We start from the raw sequence: 17,764 nt of genomic DNA, 5'->3' as shown, positions 1-17,764 counted from the left end.
CAAAACTGGGAAAACAGCTACGACTGAAGTTCCTCACCACAACTAATGTCTAGTGCATCCATACGACGGTACAGTTTTGCCCTGGTTAACCCAAGTAGTCTAGCCGCTTCAGTTCGGTTATTTTTAGATTGCTCCAAAGCCCGAAGAATATGCTCCACTTCTACCTGATGAAGAGTCTCTTCCAGTGATTTGATGACGGGTGACAAAGAAGGCCCGAGCCGACGAGCATCAATCCCCGTTTTAAGTCGCAAAGGTAACGATTCCTGGGTAATCACTACTTCTGATGTCGATTGGAATGCTGATTGAATGATCTTTGTTAGCTCGTCCAGATTCGCAGGCCAAAAGTAATTATGAAATAAAGACAGCACCCCGGGAGCAAATCCGCTCACCTGTTTTTCTTGATATCGATTTTCATTTTCCAGGAAATGCTGCGCCAAGAGTTCCAGATCTTCTTTTCTCTCTCGTAAGGGAGGCACATGGATCTCCATCGTTGTAACTAAATAGTAAAATTCAGGAAGGATCAATTCCTGATCTAAGAGTTCAGACAATGAAAAAGAACTAGCAGTTACTAACCGAACGTTGTCTTTGACAGTTGTCGATTGAAATTTTGATAATATCAATTCTTGAATGTCTCGCGCCAGGGACTCAACATGAGAAAGAAAAAGCACACCTGGTTCTAAGGGCATTGTCTCTTCATAGTCTCTTTCAAAAATTTTCCCTATCGTTTGCTTCAATTCGCGTGGTGGTAATTTATCGCATTCCAAAGGGATAAATATTTTTCTCCTTTGATCGCTTTCAAAATGAATGACTCTCGCCAAGTGTTCTTTCCCGGTACCCGACTCCCCGCAAAAATGGATTGGTTGATTGCTGTGTATTGCCAGTTCCAATTGCCGCAGAGTACGCTGCATGGCATCGTTTTGTGCAACGACCGTCGAAAAACGAAACCGATTTCTTAAAGACAGGCGTAGCGCCGCTAATTCCGCATGTAATTGTTGAGATGGAGATGCAATCGGCAGAGTATGAGGCTCTTCGATTTGGTCTATGATTCCCAGTACCAGCTTCGTTTGACTATGTTCATCAAGCAAGGGGTTGTAATGAATTACACAAGGCAACGTTTTGCCGCCATGCGTTAGTAGATAACGGGGCACTTCAGACCTGTTTCCCTGAAATACTTCGGGAGGAGGGCACAGCAAATTACAAACAGATTCGCACTCATCGGGATCGGTGTCTACCGCATAATCGCAAGTCTGTCCAATAATATCATCTGCTGACCATTCCAATATTTTTTCACAACCCTGGTTAAAGAACAGAACTTTTCGTGAAGCATCAATCAGAAACAAAGGCGTATCGAGAGAACTTAAACGAGTTTCCAGACGAGTATGGCGTCCTGTTCCTTTTTTCATACTTATCAGCACCTCCCGTATGATCTCAATCTGTCTACGGAATACACTTCATTGAAAGAATCGTCCAACACAACTCAAAATACTTCTGCCATCTATCTTTGAACACGGCCTGATCCACTACCATTCATCAGTGCTTCAATTTCTGCACGAGTTGAATAGTTAAAATCTCCCTGAATACTATGCTTCAGGCAACTGGCGGCAACAGCATAACGGATTGCAGTCTCTGCAGAAGAAAGCTCTGGTGTATTCAGAGCAAAAATCAAAGCGCCTGCAAAGGAATCACCGGCACCAACCCGATCGATGATGTTATGAATTTGATAACTGGTATATTGCCCATGTGCATCACATGGAGCAAAGTAAGCTTGCTGCTGTGACTGATTATATAACATCGCTCCCCAGTTATTATGACTGGCTGAAATGCTTTCACGCAATGTGATTGCAACCTGTTTTACATTGGGATATTTTTCGGTGATTTGTTTTGCAACCGAAATATAACCTTTAATACTTAATTCTCCCGATTCGACATCTGACTCAGGCGCCCTGATGCCCAGTGACAAATCTGCATCTTCTTCATTGGCGATAATGAAATCGACATATTGAACCAGAGAATGCATCGTCTCTCTCGCTAACTCTTGTGGTTTGGTATTTGCTTTCCAGTTCCAGAGTTTCTTTCGGAAATTTAAATCGCAAGAGACCATCACATTGCGCTGACGAGCCGCCTCTAAAGCCTTCAGAGATAAGCGTGCCGCAGATTCACTAATTGCGGGGGTAATCCCTGTGATATGAAACCAGGTTGCTCCCTCGAATATTTGATCCCAGTCAAACGTCTCAGGAGAGGCCAAAGCAATCGAACTAAACTCGCGATCATAAGTTACCGTACCTCCCCGCTGATTGGCCCCCGTTTCGACAAAGTAAATACCAAATCGACCTGTTTTACTCCGGTGGATCAGATTGCAGTCTACTCCTATTTTCCCCATTTCCTGAACGAGCGAATCTGTTATTAGGTTATCAGGAGAAGCAGTAACAAAGGCTGAGTTTCCTCCTTGAAGAGCAATAGAAACAGCGACATTGAGTTCACCACCACCGAATGTAGATTCTAAAGTACCGGGTATTGATTGCCTGACTCGCAAAGAATTTTGAGGGGCCAGTCTCAACATGACTTCACCAAAAGTAACGACTCTCACACTAAACCTTCGTTGCTATACAGAAAAAATTATTGGACAAAATTCTGTATTTAGCTTACCTTGGTCTGTTGAATCATTCCAGCATCTGTCTAAAAGTAGTAAGTGCATTTACTGTTTCAAGCGAAACAGTGGTCATAAGTGACGTGGTGTTGTGTGCTATTTCTGTGAGTTAAAAAATACGATAAAATGCTGGCCTGAATCTTTATTTATTTTTGATAAAATTGTGTGGTGTGCCAAACAGTTGTCATACCCATTTTTTAAAATAGTATTATATAAACATATCATTTATCTATGATTGAATAATTTAAAACAGGTGGCGGCAGTTTCGTCTAGCCCGTTCAGGGACTGAGATGGAGTTGAACGGGGTTGCCTGCATGGAACTGCCGCCCCTCTGTATTTATTCATCATCAGAGTACGAGTTTACACCATAGCAAGCCATCTGAAAATAGCATTCACTAAGCTGAGAATATTTGAAGGGGTTTAACTGCTAAGTATGATTGTTTCGTATAAAGCATCAGATTCGTTTTGACTTTAAAACCTGAGAATAATAGAGTACAGAGCTTGGTTTTTGTACAAAATTCGATGTATGGGGAAATAATCAGATGATTCATAACGAATCCGCAGTAATATGTCCGGCCTGTGAAAAGAAAATCACACCAAAATACGGAATCAATCAGTTCAGACAGCAAGCTTCTCTGGAATATCAATCCAAACGGCTTGGTTGTTCTGTTGATTGCCCACACTGTAAGCATGTTTTTATCTATAAGGTCTATCAGGAAGACAAAAGAGCTTCTTAAAATTTTCTATTCTTTTGAAGCTTGTTTAAAACTTAACGATCATCCTCAGATTCAAAATCAACAGACTGATCACGCTACAAAAACATATCAATGCCATACCTTTATGCGCAATTTGACGGTAGCGGGCCAAAGGTTTTACAAAGCAAATCTGTATCATCAATTTAGCACAGACAAAACTTACTATCATTGATGAAATGACGATCACCGTCCCTAGCCCCAGATATCCTAAATGCACTGTTGGTATCATTCCCACCGGTGATTCCTGGTGAATTTCAAACAGTGAAATTAAAGTCTGCCATCGCATTCGAAACACAGACAAACCTGGAAATCCTATCAGTATCGCTAACAAAAAAATCGCTGCACTTCCCAAAAAACGTTGATCACCAATCAGGCCTTGTATCTGATTCGGATAATTAACTTCTGATTGACGATCACTCAAACTATCCAGCAAGCAGGCCAGCCCCAAAATTGCCAGATAAGATAATAGCAATTCAGGAAAAAACTCTTTTATAGCATCAAGAATAGAACTCGCTTCGAATTCACTTGAATCATGGCGCCACTTCCAACAAGTTGATGAAAGTTGTGCAAGGAAAACACCAGTGAATTGCATCATGAATAAAACCAAAATGGCCTTCAGTTCTTTCTCAATTAACAAAAGCCCCGCTGTTGTAGTAAGCACAATTAAAGCAAGTAAAGACAGAATCTGTTCTGCATCTACGAAAGAAATTACAGTGATTTTATTGACAAACAGAACTAAAAATATCAGCCCCAAACAGATAAAAGCAAGAGCAGATAAAATTGAAACCCAATACGGCATCTCCTTTTGGATAAATCTCACACAAAAATTGGTCGGAACAGTTCCCATTCGAAAAGCGGCACCAGTCATAATTAGAAAAATTCCTAGCGCCGGAGCGGAGAGATTCAATGACAAATCACTTTCCTGGCCCATTCTTTGCAGTGATTCATGAATCACACTTAAGTTAGTTGATCCGATAGAGGCAGATAACAAGATAACGCCAGAGAACAAAATTGCTGACATAGGCAATGAAGATTTGAAACGTAGCAATACTGTTTCTTCTCGAGACTCTACTTGAATACGACTGAGTGCAAACAGCGTAATAAGATACAAACTCAGTTCAAAGCTGATGGCCAGAAAAAAAAGATTATTGAACATTCGAAAAATCTACAATCAAACAAGAACCATGTTTTAAGACTCTTTTTTAGTAAACTCAGGTCTTCTGTTGCATAGAAAGTAATACCTTTCCAGATTTTCCCGTCTTCTCGGCTTCCTCAACTGCCAGACTGATTTGCTCAAGAGGGAATATATTTCCAATTTCTGTAGACAACACTCCTTTACGAATCAGTGTGGTCAGATTGGCAACTAGTTTTATTTTTGCTGGTAAAGATATTAATTCCATCTGACGGGCCAACCAGAATCCTTCAATGCTCCCGCCATTTCTAATTAATTCCCGTGACAGAAATTCTAAAGGTGCATTTCCCAAAGAACCATAAAGAACGAATTTCGACCGCTCTCCGAGCACCTTGACAATAGATGAAGCCGTCGGACCTCCAATAGGATCGATGGCAAAGTGAATTTCACTGCTCCCCAGAGTTTTACGAATTTGATCTATTAATATACGCTCGTTGTCATGTTCTGAATTGTAAACAATCACATGTTTGGCTCCCAGCTTTTTCAACTGCTCAGCCTGTCCATGACGCCTGACCACATTGAGTGTCTGGAAGCCATAATAATTTCCCAGTCGAATGACCATCTTGCCAACTGCGGATGCTGCCGCCGTTTGAAGTAACCATTGATTTTTCGGCATACGAAGAATTTGCTTCACTAAAATATAAGCCGTTGCTGGATTAACAAAGAAAGTGGCGGATTCTTCCAATGATAATTTTGAAGAAACAGGAATAACGAACTGATTAGATATCACAATTTTATCAGCCCAGTTACCAGTTTTTCGATTTAACACAACCACCCGCCGCCCTTTCAAAAGGGTCCCGCGCAAGCCACCCCCACTCGCCTCTACAATTCCAACACCTTCAAATCCTGGAGTAGCAGGCAAGTCAGGTCGAGTTGAGTAACCACCTCTGATATTTAATAAATCAGAGGGATTCAAAGGACTCGCCAACATTCGAACCAGGACCTCTCCTTCCTGAGCAATTGGTTCTTCAACCTCACAAACTTTAAGAACTTCAGCTGGTTCACCAAATTGTTCAAAGCGAATCGCTCGCATAAACTGTCTCTTTCACTTTTCGGAGGGCATCGTTGAACTGAGAGTTTAGCAGGTCGTAGACAGGACAAGCAAGCAGCCCAGAAAACAACATTCAAGCAGAATTTTCGTTCTGCTATATATAAAACAATCCTTGCCGCCATCAAGGTAGCAAGGATTGTTAGTTGTTCTTCAAAATCAAATTCGAATCGAATTAAGTGACTCTAAAAAGATAAAGTTAATTCTGCTTCTTTGGAGTAAAATTAGAAGCCCCCGATGCCGTCTGAGTCGGACGAACCACAGACTTCTGAGCAGTGCCTTGAGACTGTGGAGCAGAAGAACGTTTCCAGTTATCGGTTGACCAGTGTGGGTAATACTGAACTACACTGCTCCCCAAATCACTCAGAATACCATGGAATCTTTTCGTTGTCATATTCTGATTGGGAATCACTCGCTGCAAAACAAATCGTCGATTGCTGGCAATGTAAGCGAAAAATTTGCCATTCCCCATGCGGTCATTATCAGACAACAACCGCAGCATTGCCGTACGAGGCACATCAGCTGCACTTCTGGGAAGTGGGTCCAGCCAAGCCATCACCCAAACCCATTCGCCATTCTCACTGAGAACAGCAGACATCGAGAGTTCCCACTCTTCCTTATTCTGATTTGCTTTGAACTGAAAGTCGTAACGTTTTTTCTTCTTGGTTGTGTTTAAACCCATCGCTTTCAGTAGATTTCCCAGCTGCGCTTCAGAGATTTGTCCTGGGTTTTTCTGGCTGGTTGTCATCGCTGTTTTTTTTGATGCTGGTTGCTGAGCTTGCACTCCGGCTCCCAGGATTGCCATCACTGATAACACAGCCATAAAACAGCCAATGACGATCCATCCACGAAACGTGATTTTCATTTGAAGACACTCCTTTGTCACTTTGAAAGTCTCATTATAACATTTGTATACGCACTATCTGCCCACATTCCTTCGTTGAGCAAACTGGACTGCACCGCGTATTAGACAGCAGCCCTGCAATGGTTGATTTCACTGTTGAGTCAAATTTACGTTTCTACCGGCAGTTCTTGCCGAGAAGAGTTAAGATGGCTCAAATAACCCCTTGAGGCAGATCTGAGACCATGTTTCGAACTGATCTAACTCTTGTAACAATTTTTCCGGTGAGTCAAACCCTGTCTTTATAATCGACTCTTCACGGGGTAGAACTTTGGGCAACTCTAGGTCAAATATGTGAACTATTCCCAAGTGGACCTTTCCGACCTCCGTTTCATCGTCATTAATCAGGCCTACACACTGTTCTGTATATCCAGTTTCCATTACGACTTCTTCATCAATCTCACGTTCCATCCCCTCTCGGTAAGTAGATCCCGCTTTCGCATCGTCTTCTGAAGAAATATGCCCGCCAATTCCTATTGAACGCTTAGCATGCAACCGTTGTTCGCCTCCTTTGGAACCACGCGTATAATAAAAGATCTCTCCTTCATGCCGAAAAATACAGTACGGAATTAACTGTTTGAAACTGGGGTCTTCTTCAACTGTATCGCGAGGTCTGAAACTGATGTAAGTAGGATCGAATAAGGTTTTGAGATAAGAATCCACCTGACCATTAAACCCTTGAAAATAACCAACTTCATGGAAGAGAAGTGTGGGAACGACCATTACGTGCTCCACTTGTTGTTCCGTATTTGACATGGCTGATCCTTCTATGCTTTGTTGACAGGTTGATTAATTGCTGAAAATGAAGCTGATTTAGACATTGGTGCCGAGCAGTTCGCTCACTTTTTCTCCGATATCAGGAGCGCGCATGAGAGTTTCTCCGACCAGGATACCTCCTACTCCTGAATTTTGCAGGCGAAGAACATCCTGCCGGTTTTGGATTCCGCTTTCACTAATAAGTAAACAATTTTGAGGGATTTCAGAACTAAATTGAATCGAGTGGTCGAGCGTTGTGACGAACGTCTTTAAATTACGATTATTAATGCCCAACATCGGAGGAGACAATTTCAATACTCGTTCCAAATTCTGTGGATCATAAATTTCCACCAAAGCTGACATCCCCAGTTCCATCGCGTAAGCATACAAATCTTCCAACTGGCTGTCATCTAGACATTCAGCAATCAGGAGAACAGAGTCAGCACCTGCAACCCGGGCTTCCAGAATCTGATAACGATCAATGATAAATTCTTTTCTTAACACCGGAATCGAAACAGCCCTGCGCACTGCTTTCAAGTAATCAAGATGGCCTTGAAAATAATGTTCGTCTGTTAGCACACTGATACAGGCAGCTCCCGATGCCTCATAGGTCCGGGCTATGTCCACTGGATGAAAATCTTTGCGAATCAAACCTGCTGAAGGGGAAGCCTTTTTTACTTCCGCAATCATTCCCACAGGAGCATGTATTTTCAATGAGTTCACAAAATCCCGTATGGAGGGCGCATCTGTCAATTGCTCTGCCAATTGCTCGAAAGGCAGTCTCGCTTTTGCCTGACTGACTTCTATCTGTTTTGTGGCAATAATTTCTTCGAGAATATTATCCACGACTGTGATTTCGTACCTTAGAAAGCGGTTTCAATAGCTCAATGATCTAACACGTAGCATAACCACCAAAGACACGAAGTACCACAGAGTCGGCAAAACCAATGCTGATTCGGCTTGTAATTCTTGTTTCCGATTACGACGATGGTCCCTTAACCGTTTTTCATGTGTTATTTAAGGCTCCTCAGGTTGATTTCTACATCGCTAATCCTGTTGACTTTACTACTGACGTTGCTGAGCATGCGCTACTGGTTTCTGCTCTTGAGAGCAAAGAGTGTGACGGCCCTTTTTCAGTTAAACCCAGATCGTTGCCAACTGGAAATCTCATTGCCGGTTATGCTTGCACTTCTCTGGATTTCCTTTCAGTTTATCAATTCGATCACCAGAGAATGGAGTCAATGGCAGACAACAAGCATTAAACCGAACGTCATTTCTCTGGAAACGGTCATTGCATCCTGCATGATCACGTTTTTCTTTGGGGTGGTAATCTTATGCACTCTGGCAGTATCCCACCATCACTCCCTGCAAAAATTAGGATTTCGTGCGAATGATAAAAGGGGCCAGCTTCGCGATGGATCAATCGGGTTTCTACTATTATTGATACCCGTCATGTCACTTCTCCTGGTGACCCATTCATTTCGAACGGAAGAGACAATGCATCCCTTCTTACTCCTGCTGAAAGAACACCCGGAATTTTCAACCATCGCATGGATTTCTATCTCCGCCGTTGTCGTAGCGCCTTTATTTGAGGAATTGATCTATCGCATCATCCTTCAAAGCTGGCTTGAAAATTTTCTACATCCAATCGTTGCCATCTCAATCAGTTCAATGGTCTTCAGTTTTGTACATGGCTTCCCTGATTGCATACCCTTATTTCCATTAGCTTTCATACTGGGAACACTTTTTTATTACCGTCGGAGCTATGCTTCCATTGTTATGACGCATGCTCTATTTAATGGAATCAATCTTGCGTTTGCTTTGGCAAATCAGCAAAGTCCCAGCTAACATCGCCTAAGACAAAAACATGGCCAAATGACCACTTTTTTCATTGGGGTTCACCTGATTTCGAAAACCAGCTATTCTTCCTCACTCTCTCAACTCTTTCCTATCCCAGCCCTTCAAAGACATTTGAAATGAAACCTTCCCCTATAAGTTTGGTGGTATTGTTCTGTCTCTGCGCAAGTCTCTGCTTTTCCTGTCAAACAATGCGGTCCAAAATGGATTTGATCTATACCGGAAAAGTAACGGGGGCTTTGTCCCAACAACTGGTAGAAACCTATGCTGATTCTCTCAAAGATCCAATCGCCGCGGAAAAAACAGATGAATTTACGAGCTGGAAAATCCTGTATGCTACAAATCGGTTACCCGAAACAAATTCAGAAGGCATGACACGTTACGCAAATGAATACGGGACTGAGTTGGCATACGGTACAGGCCATGTGCAAATATCTCGAACGAATAAGAGTGACCTGAAAACCAAAGTCATTCAAACATTATGGCAGGGAGCACCTGCTCCGGAAGGGCAAGTCGAAATCGCTTCATTAACTCCCGCAAATGAAGCGCCTTTTTTTGAAAATTTAAACACGCTGATAGAACGTTCGCCCCAAAAAGATGTCTTCCTGTTCGTCCACGGATTTAACGTCAACTTTTCAAGTTCTATCACGCGTGCCGCTCAAATTGCCAATGATCTCCCCTTCAATGGCGCTATTATCTGTTACAGTTGGCCTTCACAGGGAGGGGTAGAAAAATATCTACTCGACGGAGAGGTCGCCAACGCAAGCGTTGAACCGATGGCTCATTTTTTGGAATCATTAGTGAATTCGGTACCACCGGGAACAAAAATCAATCTCATGGTGCACAGTATGGGAAACCGTGTTGTGATGCGCGCCTTGAACCGTTTACCAGAACACTTCACAAAAATAAAACCATTTCAAAATGTAATCTTAGCCGCGCCTGACGTCGGTGTTTCTGAATTCAAAGAACTGGCCCCTACCATTATCGCGCAATCAAACCGTGTCACACTCTATTCAGGCTCCGGGGATGTCGCGCTGGTAGCGTCCAAAGCAGTCAACCAGGAGCGGAGGGCAGGAGATTCCCGTGAGCCGCTCGTTATGGATGGCATCGAAACGATTGATGTCTCTGCAGTTGATACCAGCTTTATGAGTCACTCCTATTACGGCAGTAACCGCGCTGTATTAAGCGACCTCTTCTCACTGATCAAACAAGATACTTCGGCCTCAAATCGAAAATGGCTCATTTCTAAAAGCTATCTTGGTATGAACTACTGGACCTTTGATAAAGAACCACCTGAAATCAAAAAAGTCCGCTCAACCAGCCTTTGAATACAGCGATTTTTCGTGTGATTGAAAACTCAGGCGTTATACTATCGCAAGTATTTTGTATCATCCCCTCTCTCCGCTCAGGGTAACGGCATGAAAGACTCAAAAACCCGCTTTTCTGACCGTGTTGAAAATTACACCAAATATCGACCTGGATATCCCCCACAGGTACTGGAGCTGTTAAAAACAGAATGTGGACTCACTCCAGATTCGCTGATTGCAGACATCGGATCAGGTACCGGAATTTCAACCAGGCTTTTTCTCGACCATCACAATACCGTCTATGGCGTGGAACCAAATGCAGAAATGCGAGCGGCGGCAGAAGCATTTTTAAAAGACTATCCTCAATTTCACAGCATCGACGCAACTGCAGAACAAACTCATTTGCCAGCTGACATTATTGATTTCATCATCGCAGGCCAGGCGTTTCATTGGTTCCAACATGATCGAACAAAACAGGAATTTCAACGAATTCTCAAACCCCAGGGTTGGGTCGTATTAATCTGGAACGAAAGGCTTGTTGACACAACTCCCTTTCTGATCGCATACGAAAAGATGCTTCTTGAATTTGCTACTGATTATCAGCAAATCAACCACACAAACATAACCCTGGCTGAACTTGAACAGTTCTTTGATCCACATCCGATTGAACATCGGACATTTCCCAATCACCAAATCTTCGATTTCCCTGCTCTCAAAGGACGTCTGCTCTCTTCTTCCTATTGCCCGAATCTCGGAGAAGCGGGTTATGAAGAGATTATGAAACGCCTGCAGGAAATTTTTGAGGAAAATCAAACCGAAGGAAAAATCATGTTCGAATACAAAACAACTTTGTATTTCGGCCATGTTAAATAAGTGATGGAGTTTGGGGACCTCAAGACTCTTCGTCCTCCTTAAAGAAGAACGATCTCATTCAACTCAAGTGGACATTTCCACCAGGTTGAGAACTTGCAACCATCTATAAAATCACGCGCAGGAATAATTCAGCGCATAAAGAAAGCCCTTAAAAAGGCGGTGAATTGTGGACGGAAAAAAATTATTTTATGCACTTCACAGAAACTGATAAGCAGGCTGGGTCAGAACTAGCTAATCAGGGGGACCATCTGGAGAATGTCCGTCCAGACCAAATTCCTTTTTAAGGGCCAGGCTGGGTTCAGAAAGCATTCACAATCAACGGTTCTGAATGAACCTGTAAACTCCGTTTTTTGATTGAAATAACACTTTCTATAGATAGCTGTAGCATACTCTGTGCCAATCCCTGTCGTTTTAAGCTCTTGCCCTCATATCTTCAAATTTTTGTTCAAATATGTTGGATAAAACGTTGAACTCTCAGATTCATCTTTGTTTTTAAGAACTTAGATAATATAGGATGTGTTCGGTTTCGACGATTTTTATACTCATACTTGAAATTTCGGCGCCGAAATGCTCTATTGTTGATAGCCAATGCGTATCAGCGCCGAAAAATCGGCGCTGTTCTGGAGTTCAACACTTTCCGTTATTTCGTTTAGAGACAGCGAAATTCGGTTCTGGAATGAAGAGCAATGAACAAACAAGGGATTCTAGAACGAGCTGTTTTATTCACATGCGGTATTTTGGCCATCATCTACAGCGTGATCGTTTTGGGCTTCGTAACCACCAGTCCTGATCTTCGTCTGCGAGCCATGTTGGATAGTGTCGAAGCTGGACCAGGACAATCCGTTCCTGCAGGAATCGAAATCAAAGCGACCCCGGGAATTGAAAAGACCGGTTCTGCACCTGCTCCAAGACCGACAGACATACTTACCAAAATCGGTAATGAACCTATCCGTACGTTTCTTGATTTCTCGCAAACACTTAACGAACTAAGGAGTATTGACCTTCCTCCAGGCGGTCAGTTACGACCCAATTCAGACCCTTCCGAACTCGATGTTCCTTTTATGGTCGAAATTCAAGATAGTGGCCGGTATATCAAAATTGACTACTGGAGCACCGAACAGAAGTTGGGCAAGTCTGCCTGGATAAAAATCCAATCCATCCCTGCAGCGGATGTTGCCATTTCACTACTTTGGTTTTCGCTGGAAATTGTGATTCTGGCAATTGGTGCGTTTGCATTTTGGATGCGCCCTTTTGACCGAACAACACGTATCTTTTTTATCATGGGAACCACCACACTCGTCGCCTTCATCGGAGGTTACAACTGGTGGATTATTGCTGGAACTCTGGCTCTCAATGTTCCTTTTGTAATTGCAGCGGTTTTGATCCCTGCAATTACACTTCACTTTTTTATTACATATCCCCGTGTGATCCCATGGTTAGCACAACATCCTGTCGGTTTACTCCGCACTGTTTATTCAATCCCGGTTGCCACAACCCTCTTGCTCGTAGGATGCCTGACATATTTGTGGAGTACTTCGAATATTGGCGACAATGAATCGACTCCCATCGAATATCCGCAACATGTGATTCAAGTCGTTTATGTTCTGCGTTGGACCGTTTATGCGTATATCAGTATCGCCGGGCTCTATTACCTCGCCACTCTTGCAGCATTATTTTATGGTTATCTCAAAAGCCAAAATGCCTACGAACGGAACCAGTTGAAATGGATCGCCTTGGCCGGATTGATCTCAACAATCCCCGTAGGATATTCACTTTACCTGGCTGAATTTGACCGCACTCAATTTGCTTTGGGTGGTGCGGGAATTCCGATGTTTCTGGCAAGCGTTTCCTTTATGGTTGCCTTCGTCGTGGGAATCATTCGATATCGACTCATGTTGATCGAACAGATTATCAGCCGGGGCATGTTGTTTTATGTGGTGAGTGCGGGTATCTCAATCGTCTACGCCACTGTGATCTCTCTCGGTTCACTTCTAGGCACACAATTGAATCGAGCCCCCAGTACGAATCAAGCTGTGTCTGTTTTCCTGGTGATGTTACTTGCCATTTCACTATTGTTATGGTCTCGCGACCGAATTCAACGTTTCATCGACCGACGTTTCTTCCGACAGAAATATCAGCTTGATAAAGCGTTAAAACGCATGAATCGCGCAGTCGGACGGCTAGGCGATCAACGATCCATTGCCGATCGAATGCTCACCTCCTGCCGTGAAGTGCTCCAGGTAAAAAACGCTGCCATTTATTTACTCAACCCCGATCGTACACAGTTCGAGTTACTGACCGGTTTTCAAATCGAAAATGCACCTTCATCGGTCCCCTGTAATTCTGAGCTGTTGGAAGCTCTGGAGGGCGAACTCGCTTTCCAGCGCATCGCAACTGGTCTTTTAAAAGAAGTCTCTCCAGCGCAACATTTGTTGCGTTTGCTGGGCTTTGATTTCATATACAATCTTGAGTTAGATGGAGAATTTGCCGGATTCGTAGCGCTGGGCCAACGAGTATCAGGTAGTCCCTACTCTGCTGAAGACCTGACATTTCTAAATGCCATGGGGCAGATAACCAGCATCGCGCTACACAGCACAAAAATCCATCAAGACTTGCGACGTCTTAATGAAGAAATGAGAATCAAAGTCGAAAAGATTGATGATCAACGCAGGCTCGTATCGATCTTGCAATCCGAGTTAACCAATTCACAAGAGATTTCCGAGCGTAGCGCTACGACTCACGATATCCAGCGTGGGCTGATTAAAGGCAACAGTCCGGCCATTCGCGCGGTCATGGAAACCGTCCGCAAAGTGGCTAATTCTGAATCAACGGTTTTCATCCGAGGCGAAAGTGGAACCGGTAAGGAACTCCTGGCACAAGCCGTTCATGAAAATAGTGGCAGGCGCGAAAGCCCGCTTGTGCGGGTTAATTGTGCCGCACTTTCTCCCAGTTTGTTAGAAAGTGAATTATTCGGGCATAAAAAAGGTGCTTTTACCGGCGCACACGAAGATCGAATCGGTCGCTTTGAAATGGCGCATGGAGGGACGCTGTTCCTTGATGAGATTGGTGATATTTCACTCGATACCCAGGTCAAACTCTTACGTGTGTTGCAGGAACGTGCATTCGAACGAGTTGGTGGATCGGAAACAATCCACGTAGATGTTCGTCTCATTACCGCAACTCACCAAAATCTGGAAAAACGAATTACTGACGGCTTGTTTAGAGAAGATTTGTATTATCGTCTCAACGTCATCAGTATCACGCTTCCCCCTTTAAGGGAACGACGTGAAGATATTTTTGAACTCGCGTTTTACTTTCTCCAACGCACTGCACATCGTATCGGCAAACGGATTACTCACATCGATCCTGACGCCATTGAAGTCCTCGAACGTGCCCACTGGCCTGGAAATATTCGTCAGTTGGAAAATGTCATCGAGCGTGCTGTCGTTCTTGCTGAAGAAGAAGTCATCACGCTCAAAGACTTGCCCGCAGATTTAATAGAAGGGAAAAAACGGTTACCAACCCGCGTCATCGAAACCAAACCAGTGGTATCAGAAACAACGCGCCGACTCCCCTTGTCTGACGTGGAAGTCATCACCTTCCCCGGCAGTCAAAACCAGCTTGATGACAACCTAACCGAACCTGAAAAATTGAGAATGGCATTATCAGAATGTCGAGGCAACAAAGCACAGGCTGCCCGCATGCTGGGTATGCCGCGCAGTACTTATTTCAGCAAGCTCAAAAAATATGGCATCAGTTAGTTCTACATCTTCATTACGATACTTTTCTCATCAATGAATAAAATGAACTAGACTGCCTGTCGCACTTCGCAAAACTCTGAGATCTGCGTCGCGCGCGCGAGGGCATTTTTTTATTATCTGAACTCATCGACCCCCTGTTGATTTTTGCACTACAAAAATCAAGCGAAATAACCGTATTTCACACATCGCTGCTGACATTGATTCTCCTTGAGCACTACTTTTCACCCTTTGATTTGCATCGTTTTAATACATGTCTCGTCACGCAAATACCATCTTCGAGACAATAATGCGCAAAAGTCATTTGAAGACCGCTTGACTGCCTCACGCCGATTAGCATCATGGGGTAAGCCAATCTGGAACAAGTAAAGAAGTAGTAGAATATTCATACCCTGCGATCCCGTATTACCCAATTAGTATGAAAAAATCTCCGTACAAACTCAGAGATATTGTATGCCATATAACTAAGTCTGCTGAGATGAACATGCAACACGCAATCCAATAATTCAGGTAGCGTTTATCTCCTAAAAAACAAACTTAAAAAAGTGAGAATGATTTTTCACAGGTCAACATACCAGATATGATAATTATATACGCTGACTTCAAAGTTCTTCACCAAAGATGTCCCACCTGGAGTATCCTTCCCGTGTTTGACCTGACTGCAATCCATCGTCGTCTCTTTTATACTCTGTTCGCACTCCTGCTATCGTTCTCATCAACCCAGGCAGCCGAACCCAAACAAAAAACCATTCTGATCCGCTCCGGATGGCAAACTGTCAACATCGGAGATATCGGGCACACACCCGGCACACTCCGTTACCTGGAAACATATTTGCCAGACGTCAAAGTCATTCTCTGGTTACATAAGACAACTGACGATGTCACTGCCATGCTCCAGAAACGTTTTCCTAATGTGCAAATCGTACAAGGCAGACTCAACTCACGCGGCAAAGCCAACAATCCGGAATTTCAGAAAGCCTTCGATGAAAGCGACCTCTTTCTCTACAATTCCGGCATGCACTTCAACCAATTCTGGAAACCCCCGACCTATGTGATTGAAGCCTGCACCGCGACGAACAAGCCATTCTGTCTGTACGGTCAATCCTTCGATGGCTTTGCTCCCGAACAGGAAGACGAAATGAGTAAGCTTCTATCCCGCGCCGCGGCAATCTATACTCGCGATGTGGAATCGTTCTATTACCTTCGTAAAATTGGTGTCACATCCCCATCGCTTGCGTTCGGGCCGGACGGCTGTTTTGGCATTGATGTCCGCGACGATGAAAAAGCCAACGCCTACCTCAAAGCCCACGACCTGGCTCCCAAAGAATTCATCACTGTCACTCTCCGCAGCAATACGCCCAAAATTGGGGCGAAGAAGGGAACTGTGATGAACCCCACCAAACCGAGCAAAGCAGACCTCGCTCAGAATGAACTCTGGACAAAAAAGCTGCGTGAACTCATCACCGACTGGGTTCGCAAGAGCGGTAAGAAAGTACTTCTGGCCCCTGAAGTCAATAAAGAAATCATCCATGCCAAAACGATGATTCTGGACAAACTTCCCGAAGACGTGAAGCCATATGTTGTCAACCGCGATCCTTTCTGGAATGTTGACGAAGCCGCCTCAGTTTATTCCCAGGCCATCGCCGTCGTCTCGATGGAACCTCATTCCTGCATCATAGCCCTCGCCATGGGCACACCGACAATGCATCTGGCCAGCCCCCGCCACGGCCTGAAACGTTGGATGTTTCGCGACATCGGCCTCTCCGAATGGTTATTCGATATCGACGCTGACCCCGCGTCACAATTCACAACAGCGCTGTTAAAAATCGACGCCAAACCAAAACTGGCAAAATCCAAAGTCAATCGAGCCATGCACACAGTCAATACCCGCTCGAAAGAAATGATGGGCGAACTGAACGAGGTGCTGACTCGGTAAAAAAGAGACGTGCAATCGTTCTAGAAACTTTTTTATCACTTTGAGCAGTACGGCGCTAGCCACCGGTCACAACCAGGATCCAAAACCACAACACCGGCGGCTAGCGCCGTGCCGCTTAGATACTGGCTTATCAAATTTACGAGGCAATCACCCTGACACTCATTTGTCTCGATTTTTTCGGTCTTGTGCTTCATCGATGTAGGCTATTACACGTTCCAGGCTGTTTTCTCCTGCATCTACAATCTGAATGTCTCCTCCTCGCGTCCATACTTTTCCACTTTTTATAGGGTCCGGATGTTGACGTAAGACACGTGTTGCATTTGCCTTGAATTGATCACGAATTTTTTTCGGTGGCAAATTAGCAGTAACAACTACATGAATATGATTGGAACGTACATTGATAGCATGTACCAGCCAGCCACGAATTTGGGCATGTTCATAACAAACAGTTTCTACTTTGTTACGCTGGAGTTGATTCAATAGAACGGGTGGTTCGTTCATTTGATTTCGACTCCATTCTTCAAGCAAAGGCTGAGGTTGTTGATTGCCTTTACTCGTTTTTCTCCATCCACGTTGATCCCCGGGAAGCCATGTCCCGTAGGTAGTCCATGTAATGAAATACGTGAATGGGCCATTCATCATTCAACTCACTACCAAATACGTGAGCGGTACGGCGCTAGCCGCCGGTGTTGCGAATCATATTTGTAACCGGTGGCTAGCGCCATACCGCTTAG

At 44.0% G+C, this 17,764-nt stretch carries 13 protein-coding genes; 5 read left to right on the top strand and 8 right to left on the bottom strand.

The window, feature by feature from the left end; translation table 11 throughout:
- Nucleotides 1–17: 17 nt before the first annotated feature.
- The 7 genes from V144x_RS00445 to trpC all read right to left on the bottom strand — a co-directional run bounded on the left by V144x_RS00445 (nucleotide 18) and on the right by trpC (nucleotide 8,145).
- The gene (locus tag V144x_RS00445; RefSeq protein WP_144979739.1) at nucleotides 18–1,403 is read right to left on the bottom strand and encodes a sigma 54-interacting transcriptional regulator; all 1,386 of its coding nucleotides are present in this window, start codon (nucleotides 1,401–1,403) and stop codon (nucleotides 18–20) included.
- Between the two features lie 92 nt (nucleotides 1,404–1,495).
- The gene (locus tag V144x_RS00440; RefSeq protein ID WP_144979736.1) at nucleotides 1,496–2,587 is read right to left on the bottom strand and encodes a sugar kinase; all 1,092 of its coding nucleotides are present in this window, start codon (nucleotides 2,585–2,587) and stop codon (nucleotides 1,496–1,498) included.
- Nucleotides 2,588–3,409: 822 nt separating this feature from the next.
- On the bottom strand, nucleotides 3,410–4,558 hold the full coding sequence (locus V144x_RS00435) for a proton-conducting transporter transmembrane domain-containing protein (protein ID WP_144979733.1): 1,149 nt from the start codon (nucleotides 4,556–4,558) through the stop codon (nucleotides 3,410–3,412).
- Between the two features lie 55 nt (nucleotides 4,559–4,613).
- The gene (locus V144x_RS00430; RefSeq protein WP_144979731.1) at nucleotides 4,614–5,627 is read right to left on the bottom strand and encodes a zinc-dependent alcohol dehydrogenase family protein; all 1,014 of its coding nucleotides are present in this window, start codon (nucleotides 5,625–5,627) and stop codon (nucleotides 4,614–4,616) included.
- Between the two features lie 214 nt (nucleotides 5,628–5,841).
- Nucleotides 5,842–6,507, bottom strand: a complete 666-nt coding sequence (locus V144x_RS00425; protein ID WP_144979728.1) for a type III secretion system chaperone — start codon at nucleotides 6,505–6,507, stop codon at nucleotides 5,842–5,844.
- Nucleotides 6,508–6,687: 180 nt separating this feature from the next.
- Nucleotides 6,688–7,299 carry a phosphoesterase gene (locus V144x_RS00420; RefSeq protein ID WP_144979725.1) on the bottom strand — a complete coding sequence of 204 codons (612 nt, stop codon included), beginning with the start codon at nucleotides 7,297–7,299 and terminating at the stop codon, nucleotides 6,688–6,690.
- 57 nt (nucleotides 7,300–7,356) lie between these two features.
- Nucleotides 7,357–8,145 carry an indole-3-glycerol phosphate synthase TrpC gene (trpC, locus tag V144x_RS00415; protein WP_144979722.1) on the bottom strand — a complete coding sequence of 263 codons (789 nt, stop codon included), beginning with the start codon at nucleotides 8,143–8,145 and terminating at the stop codon, nucleotides 7,357–7,359.
- A 237-nt stretch (nucleotides 8,146–8,382) separates the two neighbouring features.
- On the opposite strand from trpC, the gene V144x_RS00410 reads away from it, so the two are divergent.
- The 5 genes from V144x_RS00410 (at nucleotide 8,383) to V144x_RS00390 (ending at nucleotide 17,030) form a co-directional block, all read left to right on the top strand.
- A complete protein-coding gene (locus V144x_RS00410) occupies nucleotides 8,383–9,147 on the top strand; it encodes a CPBP family intramembrane glutamic endopeptidase (RefSeq protein ID WP_197998700.1) in 765 nt (254 codons plus the stop codon).
- A 212-nt stretch (nucleotides 9,148–9,359) separates the two neighbouring features.
- Nucleotides 9,360–10,484 carry an alpha/beta hydrolase gene (locus V144x_RS00405; RefSeq protein ID WP_197998699.1) on the top strand — a complete coding sequence of 375 codons (1,125 nt, stop codon included), beginning with the start codon at nucleotides 9,360–9,362 and terminating at the stop codon, nucleotides 10,482–10,484.
- 90 nt (nucleotides 10,485–10,574) lie between these two features.
- On the top strand, nucleotides 10,575–11,336 hold the full coding sequence (locus V144x_RS00400) for a class I SAM-dependent methyltransferase (protein WP_144979714.1): 762 nt from the start codon (nucleotides 10,575–10,577) through the stop codon (nucleotides 11,334–11,336).
- A gap of 686 nt (nucleotides 11,337–12,022) precedes the next feature.
- Entirely contained in the window at nucleotides 12,023–15,097 is a 3,075-nt protein-coding gene (locus V144x_RS00395) for a sigma 54-interacting transcriptional regulator (RefSeq protein ID WP_144979711.1), read from the top strand.
- A gap of 643 nt (nucleotides 15,098–15,740) precedes the next feature.
- The gene (locus tag V144x_RS00390; RefSeq protein WP_197998698.1) at nucleotides 15,741–17,030 is read left to right on the top strand and encodes a polysaccharide pyruvyl transferase family protein; all 1,290 of its coding nucleotides are present in this window, start codon (nucleotides 15,741–15,743) and stop codon (nucleotides 17,028–17,030) included.
- 159 nt (nucleotides 17,031–17,189) lie between these two features.
- On the opposite strand, the gene V144x_RS00385 is transcribed toward V144x_RS00390, so the two are convergent.
- Entirely contained in the window at nucleotides 17,190–17,672 is a 483-nt protein-coding gene (locus tag V144x_RS00385) for a transposase (RefSeq protein ID WP_144979705.1), read from the bottom strand.
- Nucleotides 17,673–17,764: the final 92 nt, after the last annotated feature.

The sequence above is a fragment of the Gimesia aquarii genome (genome assembly GCF_007748195.1).
In the GTDB taxonomy this organism is placed as follows: Bacteria; Planctomycetota; Planctomycetia; order Planctomycetales; family Planctomycetaceae; genus Gimesia; species Gimesia aquarii.
The sequence above is the reverse complement of the archived record's forward strand: the minus strand, read 5'-3'. Positions and strand labels throughout refer to the sequence as shown.

What these genes read in the sequence shown, in the direction of transcription:
- V144x_RS00395 (WP_144979711.1), top strand. Translation starts at nt 12,023, where the DNA reads ATGAACAAACAAGGGATTCTAGAACGAGCTGTTTTATTCACATGCGGT.
- V144x_RS00385 (WP_144979705.1), bottom strand. Translation starts at nt 17,672, where the DNA reads ATGATGAATGGCCCATTCACGTATTTCATTACATGGACTACCTACGGG.
- V144x_RS00405 (WP_197998699.1), top strand. Translation starts at nt 9,360, where the DNA reads ATGGATTTGATCTATACCGGAAAAGTAACGGGGGCTTTGTCCCAACAA.
- V144x_RS00420 (WP_144979725.1), bottom strand. Translation starts at nt 7,299, where the DNA reads ATGTCAAATACGGAACAACAAGTGGAGCACGTAATGGTCGTTCCCACA.
- V144x_RS00425 (WP_144979728.1), bottom strand. Translation starts at nt 6,507, where the DNA reads ATGAAAATCACGTTTCGTGGATGGATCGTCATTGGCTGTTTTATGGCT.
- V144x_RS00430 (WP_144979731.1), bottom strand. Translation starts at nt 5,627, where the DNA reads ATGCGAGCGATTCGCTTTGAACAATTTGGTGAACCAGCTGAAGTTCTT.
- V144x_RS00400 (WP_144979714.1), top strand. Translation starts at nt 10,575, where the DNA reads ATGAAAGACTCAAAAACCCGCTTTTCTGACCGTGTTGAAAATTACACC.
- V144x_RS00435 (WP_144979733.1), bottom strand. Translation starts at nt 4,558, where the DNA reads ATGTTCAATAATCTTTTTTTTCTGGCCATCAGCTTTGAACTGAGTTTG.
- V144x_RS00445 (WP_144979739.1), bottom strand. Translation starts at nt 1,403, where the DNA reads ATGAAAAAAGGAACAGGACGCCATACTCGTCTGGAAACTCGTTTAAGT.
- V144x_RS00410 (WP_197998700.1), top strand. Translation starts at nt 8,383, where the DNA reads ATGCGCTACTGGTTTCTGCTCTTGAGAGCAAAGAGTGTGACGGCCCTT.